The following is a 17,239-nucleotide window of genomic DNA, read 5'->3' as shown; positions in this document are numbered from 1 at the left end:
CGTAGGATCACTTTTTCTTATTGTGCTATTGGGAGGTTAGTGAAAAAAAGCTAAACAGGTATAATAGAGATAAATTAATTTTAAGAGGGAATTGGGGAGAACTCAGATGTCGCAAGATGGAATTGTTTTAGTAGCAAGTGTGTCAATCTTTAATGACGATAAAGTCTTGATTATAAAAGAAAATAAACCTACTGCAATTGATAAGTGGAACTTTCCAATTGGTCATGTCGAAAACGGTGAGGACATTCTCTATTCAGCTCAGAGGGAAGTTAAAGAGGAAACAGGGTTTGATGTAAAACTAATTGGTACCACTGGTGTATATAATTTTGTTAGTAATACAAATAATCAAGTTATTTTATTTCATTTTGTTGGAGAGGTTACAGGAGGTTCCCTAAATCTCGAAGAAGATGTAATTTCTGACAGCAAGTGGATAAAAGTAAATGAACTTGTAACATTTGAAAATAAAGACTTACGAGAACCCAGTGTAATAAAGCAAATAATTAATAACTTATTACAAGAGAAAATATACCCGATTGGCGTGTATAATGAGCAACTAATTTGAATCGCCCTTGTTGAACTAACGGGTAATTTTATTTAATAAACTTATGATAGGCTGCAAGAATAAATGTAACAAAACATTCACAAGGAGTATTCATAAAAATGCAGAATTACTCTGTATTATCGGAAAGGTTGTGAATGTATGAAAAGTCCAATGGCAGCTGTAATTGCATATGAAGAGGATGGAATTTGTTTTAGGGTTTATAATGTGAGACACAGAGTTAAGGTTTATGCTCGAATGGGTAAAAAGGCTGTTATCGAACATGGCGGTACACCATATGAAGCTGCTGAGAAAGCAAAAAGTAGATTAATGACGAAGCAAGTATAGCACCATCTTTCAATGAATTTTTGAAAATGATTCAACCAGGTAACATTGAAGAAGATAATGATTTGAGTGGTTACAAAATTAAAAGTATTTGGGTTGACCCAGAATTTCTTAAAGAGTTAAAAGATAAATAGTATTTTACTTACAAACAGGTTCGATGCTTTTAATAAGTCACCTTTTTTCTTGTTAAAAAAACTAGATTGTAAAAAAATACACTTAAACGGGTGCGATTGTTCAATAAGAGCAATCGCTTTTCTTGTTCAGCAAAAGAGGGCAGGTTAATAGCAAAAAGAAAGCAGCTCTGAACATGTAAAAAATAATTAATTAGCGCTTTTTAATTATATTAGAAAAACTTTGTAATGAGATTATCATATTGTTGTGATGAGTCTGTTATACCTTTCTAGTATAGTGAAGCTATCAAATCACACTAGGAGGAAACAATCATGCTAAAGAAATTCATCGTAGCCTTTACCATTTTAGCTTCTTGTGGCTCTTTGTTCGCCGCCAAGGGTGATAACGCGGAAGCAGCAACTTATAATTATCATACAGCAGCGGTTTCGATTGCAAAATCTAATATCGGAGTTCCTTACCGATGGGGCGGGATGTCGCCAAGCGGATTTGACTGTTCAGGTCTTGTGAAATATTCTTACGGAAAAGCGGGAAGAACGCTTAATCGCACTGCTGCCCAAATGTACTATGGAAACGGATATCGAGCATCTAATTTGCAGATAGGTGATTTACTTTTCTATGGACCATCCAAAGCAAGTGCTCCAACCCATGTTGCTATCTATATAGGATACGGGAAAATGATCATGGCATCCTCATCAAAAGGGGTCATTATCACCTACACAAGCAACCCATATTGGCATCCTAGATATATTGGAGCAAAGCGAGTATAAAGATCATCGATGACGATGGTCTTTTTTCATTTAATAGTATTTTTCTTAACTAAAAAAACTACTCCTAAAATAGGGTTTTTTGAAAGAAATTGAAAATCTTGAGGGTTAAGCTCTTATTAAACAAACGGGGGCATGAGAGAAAAGAGCTACACTTCTGTACTGACCCCAAAAGTTAGAGCTGAATTCTGACTTTTGGGGTGCTTACAGGGTTGAGTGTTATAAGGTAACTAATACATACTATACGTAATTTATGGGGAAGGTATTTTTTAGTAGATCTTTTTTGGAGGTTACTTATGGAGGAAAAAGGGAACCAGATCAGGCTAACAGCAGGTGAGATTGCTCAACTTTGGATACAATACTTAAATGATAGCTCAAGCATATGTGTTCTTTCGTTTTTTTTAGAAAAAGCTGAAGATGAAGAAATTAAGCCTCTAATTAAATATGCTTTAGATTTATCTCAATCACATATCCAAAAGATTACAGCTATTTTAACAGAGGAAAAAAATGTAGTTCCATATGGTTTTAGTATAAATGAGGATGTAGATTTATCCGCTCCTAGACTTTATTCTGACAGTTTTGTACTTAATTTTATAAACCAAATGTCTAAGATTGGTCTCACATCATATGCTGGCAGTGTAGCAGCATCTGTAAGAAATGACATTAAAAACTATTACATGGAATGCCTTGCCGAAACAATGCAATTATATAATAATTCAACGGAATTATTATTGTCAAAAGGATTATTTATCAGGTCTCCCAGCTTGCCTAATTTAGAAAAGGTTGAATTTGTGAAAAAGCAATGGTTTATGTTAGATGTGTTTGGAGAGAAAAGACCATTAACAGCTGCTGAAGTAGACAATTTATTTGCCAATCTCCAAAGAAACGCTTTGGGAGTTGCGGCACTCACTGGATTTAGTCAGGTTGCACAAAATAAGGATGTAAACCAATTCTTTTTAAAAGGTTTAGAAATTGGGAATAAACATATGAAATTATTTAGAGGAAAGTTAGAGGAAAGTAAACTCCCTGCACCTATGGGATGGGATTCGGAAATAACGAATAGTACAGCGTATACATTTTCTGATAAACTTATGATGTTCTACACATCTGGTTTGGTTACTTTGAGCGTAGGGTATTACGGTACAGCTGTCAGTCAAAGTCCAAGAGGTGATATTAGTGCAATGTATAACAGGCTATCTTTAGAAGTGCAGTTGTTTGCTGAAGATGGAGCTAATATTATGATAAAAAATGGATGGTTGGAACAGCCTCCAATGGCCTCGGATAGAGATGAACTAGTTAGAAAAAAGAATCATTTATAAACATATTTAAAGTCCTTCTGTAAATAAGCATAAGGACTTTTTTCATTTCCATTTGGATTTATCTACTTTCCTGATATATTAATTTTGGGGGCTGTAATGTCAGCCATTGGACCCAATTTCAGTACTAACCATTTTTAAGTTAATTACAAGGAACACCTATAAAATTTCTTGTGAAAAAATTTAAAATTTAATCTTAAATTAAAACCAATTTTGCCGGAAAGCTTAAAGAGATATTGTTAAAAAGTTCAAAAAAAGGAAAAATCCAAACAATAATTATGATATAGTTTAAGTAATAAAATAGCGTGTTTTCTGGAGGAGCCTGTCACCATAGGATTTTTTATGTCCTTTTGTTACAGGCTTTTTTCTATAAAGTCAAAACAAAATAGTTATAAGAAAAGAGGGGTGCTAATGAAAACGAGAAACAAGTTAACTCGAACAAGAAAGTTGCTTTTTATGGCCTTTATTATCTTCCTTCAAATCTATTGGTATAAAATTCGAAGAAAACCTAAAGACAAGTGGGAAATACTATGGGGTGAAATTGGAGAACGATTTAGAAAAACCCTATTTGAATTAGAGGGACTGCTAATCAAAATCGGACAGTTTTTAAGTACCCGTGCTGATTTATTACCCAGTGCTTTTATTCATCAAATTGAAGATCTTACGGACCATGTTCCTCCATCAAACTGGATTGAAATTAAGGAAATCCTTGAAAAGGAATGGGGGAATTCACTAAATAAAAATTTTATCTCAATCGAAAAAACGGCAATTGCTTCTGCATCGATAGGAGAAGTATATAAGGGGGTGCTGCAAAATGGAACAGAGGTTGCCATTAAAGTAAAACGCCCTAATATTGATTCGGTGATTCAAACAGATTTCCGTACTTTAAGCATTATCATTTGGTTTGCTGATCACTTTGTTCCCATGCCAAAAGGGTTCATTAATTTTAAAGTTCTGTTTAAAGAACTTAAACAAGTGATTGAGCGTGAACTTGATTACTCAAAGGAATTAGACACAATTCTTTTTTTTAGAGAACGATTTAAGGATATGAATGTCGTGCAGATTCCTTCGGTATACCCAGAACTTAGCACCCCAAATGTCCTTGTAATGGAATGGATTGAAGGTATAAAGCTCACTGATATGAAGGGGTTAAATCTATTAACAGAAAGCCGAGAGGAGCTTGCCAAGAGGCTTTTCAAAGTATTCCTTCCTCAATGGCTTGAACCAGGTATTTTTCATGCAGATCCACATCCAGGTAATGTTTTAATATCAAAGGAAGGTAAGATTATCTTGCTTGATTTTGGAATGGTGGGGGAGATTTCTAAACAGGATGCAGCTTATTTTCAAGGGTTAATCCAAAGCATTCTTTCGAAAAATTATCCGAAAGCTGTTGATTGTTTGATCCATTTAGGATTTTTGCTGCCTGAAGCTGAGTCAAGAACAATTGAGCGTTTATTAGCTGAATTGATCGCTATACAGCCATCTCAATTAAAAGAAATGGACATATTTGCTTTAAAAATGGAAATGAATGATTTACTCCAAGCCTTGCCAATACAAGTCCCAACAAGATTTGTCTTTTTAGGCCGATCTTTTGTAACGATTGAAGGGATTATTCGAAATTTGACAGCAGATTCTGAACTAATTGATTTATTGAAACCTGTGTTTATTGAGTGGCTGGGGAAACAAGGGAATAAATGGTCCTTTGTGTGGCAATGGATTCAATTACAACCGATTTTTAAAATATTCCATTCTGTTATGGAATTTTTAGATGCACCTCAAAAATTAGAATTGTTAAAAGAGATTGAGCAAAGAAGACAGTTTCAGTTTACTATTTATGAAAATCATAAAAAGCAGTTATTTCAATTAACACTAATCGGATTCACAGGAATTGTAGTAGGTATTTATACAATTAGCTCTCTTATATGGCAGATGTCCTGTGGAGTAACCGTCGTGTCTTTTTTCGGGTATTTTATTTGTAGTTATAAACAGAGAAAATGGATGAAGTATATGCATGAAAAGCGAAGATAGTAGAATAAATGATTATTGTAACAAAAAGATTATTCTAAGTGATTTTAACGAGAGAAAACTTATTTGAATAGTTGTAACTGCTCCGAAAAGAAGGGGCTGCTTCTGCGACTACTCTAAGCTGTCAAATTTGATAAAAGCACCTTTGAAGTCGTAAAAACGGGCTTTTTTGACGAAAAGTTTTATTGACAAACGGCTCTATTCAGTAATACTATATACTAGTAGTCAGTAACACAAAATACCTGTGTTACAGAGTACTGAAAAAAATATAAGTAAAATATACATGGAGGTAACAAATTGGAAAATATCACGGAAATGCTGAAAGGGGTGCTTGAGGGGTGTGTGCTTGAAATCATCAGCCGTGGCGAAACTTACGGATATGAAATCACGCAACGGCTGCGAGAACTTGGCTTCACTGATGTGGTTGAAGGCACAGTTTATACGATTACAATAAGGCTTGAGAAAAACAATCTAGTGGACATTGAGAAAAAGCCATCCACTATGGGACCGCCGAGAAAATTTTACACACTCAACGCAGCAGGTCAAGAGCAACTTAAAATATTTTGGAAAAAATGGGAATTCGTCTCAGGTAAAATTAACGAACTCAAAACTAACAAAATCAAGAGGAGAGAAGTAAAATGAATATTTTTGAAAAAATTATCGGAAGTCTGGATGACAAGCGGGAATGGAGAGCGATGGAGACACGTGCGAAGGCACTTCCAAGTGAATACCACAACGCTTACAAAGCTATTCAAAAATATATGTGGACAGCTGGTGGTGGCCCTACCGACTGGAAGGACAGCAGCCGTATCTTTATAGGTATTCTCGACCTCTTCGAGGAAGGAGCAGCGGAAGGCAAGAAAGTCACCGACCTTACGGGAGAGGACGTGGCGGCTTTCTGCGACGAGCTAGTGAAGGATGAGCAAACTTGGAAGGATAAGTATCGCAAGAAGTTGAACGATACGATTGGTCGTGGCTAACGGCGAAATCCTAGTGGATTTTCCTAGCATCGACACTAACGGCGCAAACCGTCACTGATGACGACATGGCTTCCTTTGTCGAAGAACTAGCGGCAAACGCTAAAACCTATGTTGAAAAGTATCGTGAAGATTTGAATCAGAGTATCATGAAGCGATTGGGATAAAAGAAAATTCAATAGATCATACCGACTGAATAGCTGGTTACAAATGTAATGTGTTCACCTTCACTATTCAGTTATATTTTTAACACGGTAGTAAGTAATACTGAATATCAGTCAGACTAAGTAGGGGAGTATAGGCATTCTTGTGCCTTGCTGCGCTTTTATAAGGGGGAAAAAAGTATGAGCAATACAGCTATTTCTGTAAAAGGGTTAAAAAAATCCTTTAAAGATAAGGAAGTCTTAAAGGGGGTGGATTTTGAGGTGAGGCGTGGCGAAATTTTCGCACTGCTGGGCTCAAATGGAGCGGGTAAGACGACGACGGTCAACATCCTCTCTACGTTGATGAAGCCCGACGGCGGCGAAGTAAGTATTTGCGGCTATGACGTCCAGCGTCAACCGGAACATGTTCGCCAAAGCATCAGCCTTACAGGGCAGTTCGCAGCTTTAGACGGCATGCTCACAGGAAGGGAAAACCTGATGATGATCGCCAATTTGCGGGGAGTTTCTAATCCCGCTCAAGTCGCCAACAATTTGCTGGCAAGATTTAGCCTGACCGATGCGGCCAACCTCCGGGCGGACAAATATTCAGGCGGGATGAAACGCAGGCTTGACATTTCCATGAGCTTAATCGGGACGCCAGCAGTCATTTTTCTCGACGAACCGACAACAGGGCTGGACCCCGAAGCGCGGATTGAAGTCTGGAATACCGTCAAGCAGCTTGCCGGTGGCGGCACGACCATCTTGCTGACAACCCAGTACCTGGAGGAAGCCGAACAACTGGCAGACCGTATCGCCATCCTGCATGGCGGAAAAATCATCAAGACCGGTACCCTTACCGAACTCAAAGAGATGTTCCCGCCAGCGAAAGTGGAGTACATCGAGAAGCAGCCGACACTGGAGGAAATTTTCCTCGCGATCATCGGCAAAAAGGAGGAGATGTAAATGAAAAGCAAAACAGGGGTATTACTAGGGCGTTTAATGCGCAACATCTTGCGCAGCCCGGATACGATTATCACGGTGGCGATTATGCCAATTATGATGATGCTACTGTTTGTCTACGTATTTGGCGGCGCAATAGAGTCAAGCACGGACAACTACGTCAATTATTTATTGCCGGGAATCTTGCTGATGGCTATTGCATCCGGTGTGGCATACACTTCCGTGCGGCTGTTTACGGATGTAAAAAGCGGGCTGATGGCTCGTTTCATTACCATGCCCATCAAGCGCTCGTCGGTATTATGGGCTCACGTGTTGACCTCGCTTGTTTCCAATGCGCTTACTGTCGTGGTGGTGATCCTCGTCGCGCTCTTGATGGGCTTCCGTACCAGCGCTGATATCCTGGATTGGCTCGCGGTGGCTGGGATACTCGGGCTGTTTACGCTGGCGCTGACATGGCTGGCGGTCATTCCCGGATTGACAGCAGGATCCTTGGAAGGGGCGACTGCCTACTCGTACCCGCTGATTTTCCTTCCGTTTATCAGTTCGGCCTTTGTCCCCACCGAAACCATGCCTAAAACTGTCCGTGCGTTCGCTGAGAACCAGCCCGTGACTTCAATCGTGAATGCGATTCGTGCCCTCTTGTATAAAGGGCCTGTTGGCAACGATATCTGGATCGCACTTGCCTGGTGCGTCGGCATCCTGGTCATCGCTTACTTCTTCGCCAGTAAACAATTTAAACGCCAGTTAGGGTAAGTACACCATGATTAGCCAAATCAATAGTCAGCCGTTGCGATAAAAGTATTTGCTCCACATGGAAGGCTGCTTAAATGATCTTGGGACCCGAGAACCGTCCCCATATTTCGAATAATTCATAGTTGACAGGTAGGAATAATATGAATTATAATCCTGTTAATTAGAAAAATGGAAATGGTCGTTTAAGGAGGGGACGCGGGATGAAAGAACAATATCCTGTTTTGGCTGGAGCGGAGTCATTTTTTATAGAAGGGAACGATACGGGTATCTTAATTTCCCATGGATTTATGGGCACTCCTCAAAGTGTGCAATACTTGGGACAAGAATTTTCCAAACTGGGTTACACGGTTTATGCCCCAAGGTTAACAGGTCATGGAACACATTATCGGGACATAGAGAATACTACGCATCATGACTGGTTTTCAGCTCTGGAAGCAGGTTACAAGTTTTTAAAGGAACGCTGCTCCACGATCTTTGTCATTGGTCAATCGATGGGAGGGGCATTAGCACTTTGGCTGGCAAATAAATATGCGGATATACAGGGAATTGTTACGATAAACGCTGCTTTAAGTTTACCAGACTATGAATATTTGGTTGGAAAATCAAAACCACGATTTCTTCCTGAAGGTTCGCCGGATATAAGATTAAAAGGTGTTCATGAAATAACCTATAACAAAGTTCCACTTCAGTCCATTCATGAACTCCAAGCGCTCATGAAGAAAACGCCTGATATCATCCCAACGGTCAAACAGCCTATCCTTTGCTTTAAATCGCTCGAGGATCATGTAGTTCCTCACGAGTGCACGGATTATATATTCAATCATATTGGGTCTACACAAAAAGATGTGGTGACACTTTATCATTCTTACCATGTGGCATCCATGGATTATGACAAGGATGAAATCATTAAGAATTCACAAACATATATTGAGAAAATCAATGATAAAAAAGTTTTAGTTTAGACTAAAAAGCTCGCCGTGGATGGTTTTAACATTTTGGGACACGAGAACCGTCCACGTGCATCAATTTGTTGTTGACAATGATGGAAAATGCTGATAAATTATAATTCAAAGTTAACCAATCGGAATAATAAAGGTTCGATCAGTCTACTGAAGGCCTTGCAATGTTGAAATCACATGATTAAACATTGCAGGGCCTTTTTGTCTTCATTAACTAAATATAAGGGGTGTTTTAAGTGGGGAACCTTCTTAGGAAAGCGGTGGAACAAAGACGTCAAAGTTTAATTGATAAATTGATTGCATTTAACGTATATAAGAAAGCTGATAAACATCTTTTTGAATTATCACTTACGGAATTGGAGAATGAATATAGGCGATTTATACAAACCTGCCATCCACATACGAATCTAGGGTTAATCAAATGGCATAATAAATATGACCGATCAGGCATCTGAAGGTCCTTAACTATTATTAGAGTTAGGGGCCTTTTTATTTTTAAATTTTTAAAAAGAGGGAGCAGATAAAGATGACAAACATTTTAATTATTTCGGGCAGTCCAACAAGCGTTTCACGTACCGCTGCCGTTGCTGCATTTATTAAAAATATCCTGGATGAAAAGGGAACAAAGGTGGAGCACCTGTCAGTAAGGAATCTGCCAGCAGAAGCATTGCTTCACGCACAGTTTAACCATTCAGAAATCAAGCGGGCCCAAAAGTTGGTAGAGGAATCGGATGCACTTATTGTGGTAAGTCCGGTCTATAAAGCAAGTTACCCAGGAATTTTAAAAAGCTTTTTTGATTTGATTCCCGAGAAAGGCCTTGCGGGAAAGACAGTGCTGCCGATTGCATCGGGTGGAACCCCTGCTCATTTATTAACGCTTGAATATGCATTTAAACCTTTATTTTCAGTTCTGGGCGCACGGGAAATTCTACAAGGAGTTTATATTGTGGACGCACAGGTTAGCTATACAGGTGATGAAATCAAATTTGTCGATCCGCAGCTCGAAGAACGGCTGGCATCAGCAGTACTGGAATTGCTGGAGAAGATAGTGGCCATTAATTAATACAAATTTTTGGATACCCAAAAAGACTTTCTTGGAGGTATACAAATGAAATCACACTTAAACAAATTCATTTTAGTCATCTTAATCCTGTATTTATTTTTATTAATTACCTGGACTAAACAACACGCAACAACAAAGACCATCCCGAAAAACGGCGAAGCCACTATATTAAATATCAGCACCAAAAGCTTGGTTTAGGCTGGATTTGATGAGAATAGGAGGTATTTAAATGCAAAAGAACAGCATAAACAATCTGGAGTTACCTTTGTCAGCCGAGAATTACAATTTAATAACAAACCATTTTTTAAATCTTCCAGACCTACACTTCTTTCAAAAATGCAACCACCAATACCGTGTTAATCGCGGAGTATATAACATGATTGACGATTGGTTTTTCGAGTATGGTATTGTTCAGATTGCACCTAGAAGGATTTTTATATTAGCATTTCTGGATTTTGCCTACCAGGAAAATAAAACCGAATCAACTAAATTTTTAAGATTTGGTCATGGAGGACTAATGAAAAAACTAAATGACTTCATTAAAAATCATGAGAAGGGTTCCTACGGACAAAACTGATGAAAAAAGCAGAGGAAGTGTCCGAACCAAGGGTCGCTTCGGACAAAACCGGTGAAAAATGAAGAGGAACTGTCCGAACGAAGAGCCCCAAATAACAAAACCCGCCGATCGTACAAACGAAGGCCTGCCTTATACAAATTCAAAGGTAGGCCTTTTTATATAAAAAAACATAAGGGAGACGATTGTAATGAATAATCAAAAGCGTCAAATGAATTTAGGGGCATTTTTTATGATTCCAGGCCATCATGTAGCTTCTTGGAGGCATCCTGAAAGTCCAACAGAACAGATTCTATCTTTTGATTTATATAGGAAACTGGCAGAAACAGCAGAACGCGGCAAATTTGACATGATCTTTTTCGCAGATGGTTATGCGGTAAATGACCGAAATGGCGTCGGCATTGAGCAGAGCGTCAATGTAAGACCCGATCCGTTAACCTTGCTCGCCGCACTAGCAGCCGTAACTAAGCATATTGGCTTGGCGGCCACAGCATCGACAACCTATAATGAACCCTTTCATCTCGCACGAAAGTTTGCCACCATTGATCATCTTAGCGGCGGGCGTTCAGCCTGGAATGTGGTGACATCCTCAAGTGAGGAAGAAGCACTGAATTTTAGTAAGGAACATCATTTACAGCATGGTTTGAGATACGAACGAGCCGAAGAATTTGTGGACGTGGTCAGAAAGCTTTGGGATAGCTGGGAGGACGATGCTCTACAAATTAACAAAGAATCGGCTAGATTTGCCGATCCCAATCTTGTGCATCGCTTAAACCATAAAGGGAATTGGTTTTCCATAAAAGGACCATTAAATATATCAAGACCAGTCCAAGGCCATTCGGTAATAATTCAAGCAGGCTCTTCGGAAGCTGGGAAGGAACTTGCGGCAAAGACGGCAGAAGTGATTTTTACTGCCTGGCAGACCATCGGTGAGGCACAAGCTTTTTATAGGGACGTAAAAGGCCGGTTAAAGAAATATGGCCGAACGGAAGAATCTTTGAAAATCATGCCAGGTGTGTTTCCTGTCATCGGAAGGACAGAGAAAGAAGCAAATGAAAAGAAACAACAACTGATTGAATTAATACCGGAAAAAGTAGGAGTAGGGCTGTTGTCATCTCTTATTAGCTTTGATTTGTCGGGTTATCCAGTAGATGAGCCGCTGCCAGAATTACCGGGTATCAACGATATAAACGGAGCAAAAACAAGATTCCAACTTATCAAGGATTTAGGAGATCGAGAGAATTTAACAATCCGTCAATTATACCAGCGGGTGGCGGGTGCCAGGGGTCATCGAGAAATTAAAGGAACACCTGTTCAAATCGCGGACCAGCTGCAGGAATGGTTTGAAAATGGTGCAGCGGATGGCTTCAATATTATGCCGCCGTATTTGCCAGGCGGTTTGGAGGATTTTGTTGATTTGGTCATTCCAGAACTACAGAACAGGGGACTCTTCAGAGAAGAATATACGGGACGAACATTACGAGATCACCTTGGCCTATTAAGACCAGCTAATCATTTTGAAAAAATAAAAGGAGACTACTATGACACTATTAGAAATTAACCAATTAAATAAAACCTTTGTAAAAGGAAGGGATGTGACGCATGTTTTAAACAACATTGATTTACATGTCAAAAAAGGTGAATTTATTACGATTATCGGGCCAAGCGGCTGCGGAAAAAGTACTCTCCTAAAAGCAATGGCGGGGTTGGATATAGAGTATTCAGGTGAAATCAAATTAGATGGAGAAAGGGTGACCGGTGCAAGCATCAAGCAAGGGGTTATTTTTCAAGAACCTCGACTGTTTCCTTGGCTGACGGTGGAAAGGAATATTGCAGCAAGCCTGCCATTATCGGATAGCGAAGTAAAAGAGAATGTAGATAAGCTAATCAAGCTTGTAAGGCTGGAGGGATTTGAAAAAGCGTATCCAAAGGAACTATCAGGCGGTATGGCGCAGCGAGTTTCGATCGCGAGAGCCTTACTGAGAAAACCAAAGATTCTCCTGCTGGATGAACCCTTTGGCGCATTAGATGCGTTTACCAGGTCGCATATGCAGGATGCGCTCTTGGATATTTGGAAGGAAGAGAAAACGTCGATGGTCTTTGTGACACATGATATTGATGAAGCGATATATTTGGGAAACAAAGTCATTATTATGAGTGCACGGCCTGGTACGATTCAAAACATAATCAACATCGATTTGCCAATTCCACGGAAAAAGTCAACCAAATCCTTTCAAGAGTTCCGGCAGCTCGTGTTAGGGGAATTCGAAAAAGTGGAAGAGTTAGAGTTAATCGATAGCGCCGGAATTTAAAGGAGGTTCAAAAATGAGTAACCAATCAGCGATATCTTTGGATAAAGTAAACTCCTCAAAAAAGAGAGTTTTAAAAAGTAAGAGAGACCTAGGCAAGGTAACCATCATGTTAAAAGGATTTATTTTTCCAATTGTCATTTTGGTCATTTGGGAACTGACAGGGGCTTGGGGCCTGATATCCCCGATATTATTGCCAAGACCCAGCGCGATCCTTACAACCTTTATTGATTTAGTTTTAACTGGTAATTTAATAGAGCATTTTAAAATTAGCTTATGGAGAGCTTTAGGTGGATTCATATTAGGCGGGACCCTCGGACTGTTGGTCGGAGTGGCGGTTGGTTTTAAAAAGAATATTGAACAAACGGTAGATCCGACCATCCAAATGCTGAGAACCATACCTACACTGGCGGTGATTCCATTGTTCATTCTGTGGTTCGGATTTGGCGAGGTTTCGAAAATATTGTTGATTGCAAAAGGGGCATTCTTCCCGCTCTATGTGAACACATTTTTAGGCATCAGAACTGTAGACTCAAAATTGTTTGATGTGGCAAAAGTATTGGAGTTTAATCGCTGGCAGCTGATTACACGATTGATTTTACCTTCAGCGCTGCCAAACATATTATTAGGATTGCGATTGTCCATAGGCGTTGCGTGGCTGGCGCTGGTTGCGGCCGAATTAATGGGCTCCAGTGAAGGGATCGGCTATCTCATCATGGACGCACGGCAATTCTCGCAAACATCGATCGTGTTTGTAGGGATTATCATTTTTGCTGTATTTGGTAAAGTTTCAGATTCCATTGTGAAGGTATTCGAAAAAAGACTATTAAAATGGCAGGATAATTTCAAGGGGTAACGGGGAACCTTTGGTTTTAATCCGACTAATCATATATGTTTAAACGGAGGTAATTACATGTCCAAAAAATTAGTTCGATATTATAGCTTACTAGCCGTAATTTTTTTACTTTTACTAAGCGGCTGCGCAGCGTCGTCTTCAAATTCTGAAACTTCGTCAAAGGCACCGAATAAGGAAATTGTTGTGAACATAGGGGTTCAAGGGAAAACAGGAATTCTCACTTATGCAAGAGATCATAAATACTTTGAAAAGGCATTTGAAAAAGAGGGAGTAAAAGTGACCTGGAATGAGTTTGCAAGCGGACCGCCGCATTTTGAGGCATTGGCTTCAGGCCGGCTGGATTTTGGGTCTGTGGGAGGTACACCAGTCATTGCCGGGCAGTCAGGGAATGTCGATTTTAAGGCCATTGGTGTTACAGCTGATGGGAGAAAGGGGAATTCTATTTTAGTACCGAAAGGAAGCTCCATTAAAGAATTAAAGGATTTAAAAAATAAGAAAATAGCTGTCGCAAAAGGCAGCAGTGCTTATAACTTTTTATACATGGCATTGGATCGTGCCGGCTTAACAGATAAAGATATCGAGATTATTCAGCTCCAGCCGGATGAAGCGCGACCGGCATTGGATAATGGCTCCATTGATGCTTGGTCTGTGTGGGAGCCTTATGTGACGACAGCTGTGTTTCAAACGGGAGCAAAAGAACTAGCGACCGGAGAGGACTTGAATATTAATGCACCTAGCTTTCTGATTGCCAGAACAAAATTTACCGAAGAACATCCCGATTTAACCGTCTTATTTTTAAAAACATATGAAGAGGTCCGCAGGCACTACGTCGAAAACCTTGACGAGGTAGCAAAGGAGATCGCGCAATCACAAAAGGTTGACGTGAAAATCATTGAAACGGTTTTGAAAAAAAGTGATCCTATTTTGTCTCCGGCTACAGCTGAATTTAGCAAAGCACACCAAGAACAAGCTGACTTTTTATATTCCGTTGGCGGTATTAATAAAAAGCTGGATACGTCCAAAGTAATTGAGAACAAATTTGTAGAGCAGGCATTGAAGGAATTAACGAACAAATAGAGTGAATAAAAGTGTTGTGCTTATTAAACAAACTTGTGCCTTCTTTATAGGTAGGGGCTTCCCAAAAGCCCCTTTAAACTTAGTTCCTATTGATCAGTGTGGGGGTAATACAATTCCCACTAATTTAGTTCACTTTATCTGTAAGTTTGCAAACCTCTATTCTTTATTACATTAGAACGGCTCAATGAGGCCTTTGAAGACGAGCGTTTTTTGAGGAAGGAATAGAAATTTCCGATAACTAACCCAAAATACAAATAAGTCAATCCTCCAAAAAGTCCATAAATGAGCGTTCCCGCAACCGCCGTAAGGATTCCGAATATCACTTGATCTTTATCTTTTGCCGGCGATGTAGGCGGATCTGTAAGCATAAAAAAGCCAAAGAAAAGAGTTGCGTTGATAAAAGGTGGACGGAGGGCATCCGTTTCACCTCCAATATTGAAATAACCGATAAGGAGCAATAGTAAAAAAGTTGTACCAAAAAACGCGAAAATCTGAGGATATTTATTGACTCGGTTAGTAATGGCGTATCCTCCAATTAAAAGAAACGCAATCGTCCAAGCGGGAAGATCTCCGAAGGCCCCCCACCAGCTTTGTCCAGAATGGAAGAAAAGGACAGATAAAAGCAAACCAATGGCCGCAGGATTAAAGATTGGCTTTTTCTTATAGACCAGAAGATACTTGGACAAGATGGCCATAACAGCCGTTGCTGCAATGACTCCTACAGATGACGTTGTACTTATGATCAAGGATATAATTAACCCTGTAATAATGGCACTATCCGGCATGCTCCATTTGCTTTTTTTCACTGTACGACAAAGAATGTCCACGATGACCGAAACGAAAACAGCCACGAAAGCATTTTTAATACCCATTATATCTTTAGACCCAATTGAGGCGATCAACAGGTAAATAATCATTGCCAGGGTCACATAACCTTTTGGTGTTTTAAGCCATTTCTTTGCTGTCATTTTGTGTTCCTCCGACTTTCACAATTTGTAAATCAGGTGTAATGAAAAGTCCCCTTAAGCCAGCGCTTTCGATTAATATCTTTCCTTTTTCACGGCCAAACAAAAACGCGGTTGTCGAAAAGGCATCCGCCAGCATGGCAAAAGGCGCAATAATGGTGGAACTGACGCAATCATTAGGTGAATATCCCGTTTTTGGATTGATAATGTGATGCATCCCGGGAATGTTGGCATTCTTTCGTTCATAACTTCCAGAGGTACAAACCGCTTCATTCGAGATTTCAATCACATCGATGATTTGATCTTTTTTTAAGGGATGTTGAATTCCTACCTTCCATGGGCGTCCATTCCAATCCATTCCGCCGGCAAACAGGTCCCCTCCTGCATTAACCATGAAACCTTCAAAATCTCTTAGTTCGTTAGCAGCCAAATCGATGGCAAACCCTTTAGCAACCGCACCTAAATCGATGACAAGAGGTTTGTTTAAAAATAATGTATGGTCCTGTTCATCTAAAATAATATCCCTAAATGTAGCTGTGGAATCGGCAGCAGGCGTTTCTATAGACTTACCGGTTAAATAATGTCGGTTATATCCTTGCTCCTCCATGACTTTTCCAATGGCAGGATCAAATTCACCATCCGTCCATTTGGCCATTTCTAACGCGAACTTCAGAGGTTCAAATAAATACGGGCTGATTTGTACCGGTTTTTCAATAACCCGGAAGGCAGTCATTAATTCACTGTCAGGACTAAATCGGCTGCAGGCCTGTTCTACTTTCCGGAACGCTTCAAAAGCCCTGTCCACTTTTGTTTCAACCAGCTCTTTGGATGCTGTTCCATTCATCACTACCTGTATTTCTACAACTGTATCCATAAATAATTTCGCTTTTTTCATTTATTCTCCTAACTATTTTGGGCTTGATAGAGTGCGTCTTGTACGGCGTCTTGAAAAGCTTGGGTACTGTATGTTGCCCCTGAAACATTCGATACTTGTGCATTTTGATTTTGTAAAACTTCATTAGGCAGTCTGACGACATCACTTTCAGAATAATGCATAGCAAAATCGCTTATTTCAACATCCGTAATTTTATCGTTTTGGATTGTTACTGCGACTTCAATCGAACCGCGTCTATTCTCTCCCATGCCCGTAAAGGTACCATTTTTATATAATGATTTTTTTGGCTGATTTTTGGATTCAGCCACACTTGGGTTATCTGCTTTTGTTTGAATATTGATAGGGGCATGTTGTCTCAATGTCGTTTTCGTCGCTTCAGCTTCCGTAGAAAAATAACCGGTGGCGTAAACAGCAGCAACAGCCGCTGAACACAAAACGACCCACTTTCGATCCATTTTAGCCATTAAAAGTCCTCCTAAATTTTTCTTTTTGGTTTTTAATGATTAACATTAGTATAATGAGGCAATCTTAAAATTCTCTTAGAAAGATGAAAATTCTTTCCAATAAAAATTTTTGTAGGGAAGTCAT

At 39.6% G+C, this 17,239-nt stretch carries 22 protein-coding genes; 19 read left to right on the top strand and 3 right to left on the bottom strand.

Annotated features, from left to right (window positions below; genetic code table 11):
* The first annotated feature begins 106 nt into the window (after nt 1-106).
* From KHB02_RS19325 to KHB02_RS19235, 19 genes are all read left to right on the top strand, one after another.
* On the top strand, nt 107-562 hold the full coding sequence (locus tag KHB02_RS19325; RefSeq protein ID WP_213145672.1) for an NUDIX hydrolase: 456 nt from the start codon (nt 107-109) through the stop codon (nt 560-562).
* Nucleotides 563-700: 138 nt separating this feature from the next.
* Entirely contained in the window at nt 701-886 is a 186-nt protein-coding gene (locus tag KHB02_RS19320) for a hypothetical protein (protein WP_213145673.1), read from the top strand.
* Between the two features lie 440 nt (nt 887-1,326).
* Nucleotides 1,327-1,782 carry a C40 family peptidase gene (locus tag KHB02_RS19315; protein WP_213145674.1) on the top strand — a complete coding sequence of 152 codons (456 nt, stop codon included), beginning with the start codon at nt 1,327-1,329 and terminating at the stop codon, nt 1,780-1,782.
* A 293-nt stretch (nt 1,783-2,075) separates the two neighbouring features.
* On the top strand, nt 2,076-3,098 hold the full coding sequence (locus KHB02_RS19310) for a DUF3231 family protein (RefSeq protein ID WP_213145675.1): 1,023 nt from the start codon (nt 2,076-2,078) through the stop codon (nt 3,096-3,098).
* Nucleotides 3,099-3,506: 408 nt separating this feature from the next.
* Complete coding sequence (locus KHB02_RS19305) at nt 3,507-5,123, top strand: ABC1 kinase family protein (protein WP_213145676.1); 1,617 nt, start codon at nt 3,507-3,509, stop codon at nt 5,121-5,123.
* A gap of 294 nt (nt 5,124-5,417) precedes the next feature.
* A complete protein-coding gene (locus KHB02_RS19300) occupies nt 5,418-5,762 on the top strand; it encodes a PadR family transcriptional regulator (protein ID WP_213145677.1) in 345 nt (114 codons plus the stop codon).
* The gene (locus tag KHB02_RS19295; protein WP_213145678.1) at nt 5,759-6,100 is read left to right on the top strand and encodes a DUF1048 domain-containing protein; all 342 of its coding nucleotides are present in this window, start codon (nt 5,759-5,761) and stop codon (nt 6,098-6,100) included. The genes KHB02_RS19300 and KHB02_RS19295 overlap by 4 nt, the downstream gene beginning before the upstream one ends.
* Nucleotides 6,101-6,165: 65 nt before the next feature.
* Complete coding sequence (locus KHB02_RS19290; RefSeq protein ID WP_420848099.1) at nt 6,166-6,264, top strand: hypothetical protein; 99 nt, start codon at nt 6,166-6,168, stop codon at nt 6,262-6,264.
* A gap of 177 nt (nt 6,265-6,441) precedes the next feature.
* Complete coding sequence (locus tag KHB02_RS19285) at nt 6,442-7,203, top strand: ABC transporter ATP-binding protein (protein ID WP_213145679.1); 762 nt, start codon at nt 6,442-6,444, stop codon at nt 7,201-7,203.
* Nucleotides 7,204-7,953: an ABC transporter permease gene (locus KHB02_RS19280; protein ID WP_213145680.1), complete on the top strand. Its 750-nt coding sequence runs from the start codon at nt 7,204-7,206 to the stop codon at nt 7,951-7,953.
* Nucleotides 7,954-8,153: 200 nt separating this feature from the next.
* Entirely contained in the window at nt 8,154-8,915 is a 762-nt protein-coding gene (locus KHB02_RS19275; protein WP_213145681.1) for an alpha/beta hydrolase, read from the top strand.
* 233 nt (nt 8,916-9,148) lie between these two features.
* On the top strand, nt 9,149-9,367 hold the full coding sequence (locus KHB02_RS19270) for a Fur-regulated basic protein FbpA (protein ID WP_213145682.1): 219 nt from the start codon (nt 9,149-9,151) through the stop codon (nt 9,365-9,367).
* A 71-nt stretch (nt 9,368-9,438) separates the two neighbouring features.
* Entirely contained in the window at nt 9,439-9,975 is a 537-nt protein-coding gene (ssuE, locus tag KHB02_RS19265; protein WP_213145683.1) for an NADPH-dependent FMN reductase, read from the top strand.
* Between the two features lie 45 nt (nt 9,976-10,020).
* On the top strand, nt 10,021-10,173 hold the full coding sequence (locus KHB02_RS19260; protein ID WP_241113971.1) for a hypothetical protein: 153 nt from the start codon (nt 10,021-10,023) through the stop codon (nt 10,171-10,173).
* Nucleotides 10,174-10,204: 31 nt separating this feature from the next.
* Nucleotides 10,205-10,552, top strand: a complete 348-nt coding sequence (locus KHB02_RS19255) for a hypothetical protein (protein ID WP_241113970.1) — start codon at nt 10,205-10,207, stop codon at nt 10,550-10,552.
* Between the two features lie 187 nt (nt 10,553-10,739).
* The gene (locus KHB02_RS19250; protein WP_213145684.1) at nt 10,740-12,110 is read left to right on the top strand and encodes an LLM class flavin-dependent oxidoreductase; all 1,371 of its coding nucleotides are present in this window, start codon (nt 10,740-10,742) and stop codon (nt 12,108-12,110) included.
* Nucleotides 12,091-12,861: an ABC transporter ATP-binding protein gene (locus KHB02_RS19245; RefSeq protein WP_213145685.1), complete on the top strand. Its 771-nt coding sequence runs from the start codon at nt 12,091-12,093 to the stop codon at nt 12,859-12,861. Before KHB02_RS19250 ends, KHB02_RS19245 begins: the two co-directional genes overlap by 20 nt.
* A 13-nt stretch (nt 12,862-12,874) precedes the next feature.
* On the top strand, nt 12,875-13,714 hold the full coding sequence (locus KHB02_RS19240) for an ABC transporter permease (protein WP_213145686.1): 840 nt from the start codon (nt 12,875-12,877) through the stop codon (nt 13,712-13,714).
* Nucleotides 13,715-13,771: 57 nt separating this feature from the next.
* A complete protein-coding gene (locus tag KHB02_RS19235; RefSeq protein ID WP_213145687.1) occupies nt 13,772-14,791 on the top strand; it encodes an aliphatic sulfonate ABC transporter substrate-binding protein in 1,020 nt (339 codons plus the stop codon).
* A gap of 134 nt (nt 14,792-14,925) precedes the next feature.
* On the opposite strand, the gene KHB02_RS19230 is transcribed toward KHB02_RS19235, so the two are convergent.
* From KHB02_RS19230 to KHB02_RS19220, 3 genes are read right to left on the bottom strand one after another with little or no spacing between them, the layout of a single operon-like run.
* The gene (locus KHB02_RS19230) at nt 14,926-15,759 is read right to left on the bottom strand and encodes an RnfABCDGE type electron transport complex subunit D (RefSeq protein ID WP_213145688.1); all 834 of its coding nucleotides are present in this window, start codon (nt 15,757-15,759) and stop codon (nt 14,926-14,928) included.
* Nucleotides 15,737-16,651: an FAD:protein FMN transferase gene (locus KHB02_RS19225; protein ID WP_213145689.1), complete on the bottom strand. Its 915-nt coding sequence runs from the start codon at nt 16,649-16,651 to the stop codon at nt 15,737-15,739. Before KHB02_RS19225 ends, KHB02_RS19230 begins: the two co-directional genes overlap by 23 nt.
* A gap of 8 nt (nt 16,652-16,659) precedes the next feature.
* Nucleotides 16,660-17,115 (bottom strand): FMN-binding protein, encoded by a 456-nt coding sequence (locus KHB02_RS19220; RefSeq protein WP_213145690.1) that lies wholly within the window; start codon nt 17,113-17,115, stop codon nt 16,660-16,662.
* Between the last annotated feature and the right edge of the window lie 124 nt (nt 17,116-17,239).

It is taken from the genome of Neobacillus citreus, assembly GCF_018343545.2.
Lineage (GTDB): Bacteria > Bacillota > Bacilli > Bacillales > Cytobacillaceae > Neobacillus > Neobacillus citreus.
This window is presented reverse-complemented; position numbering and strand designations above follow the sequence as displayed.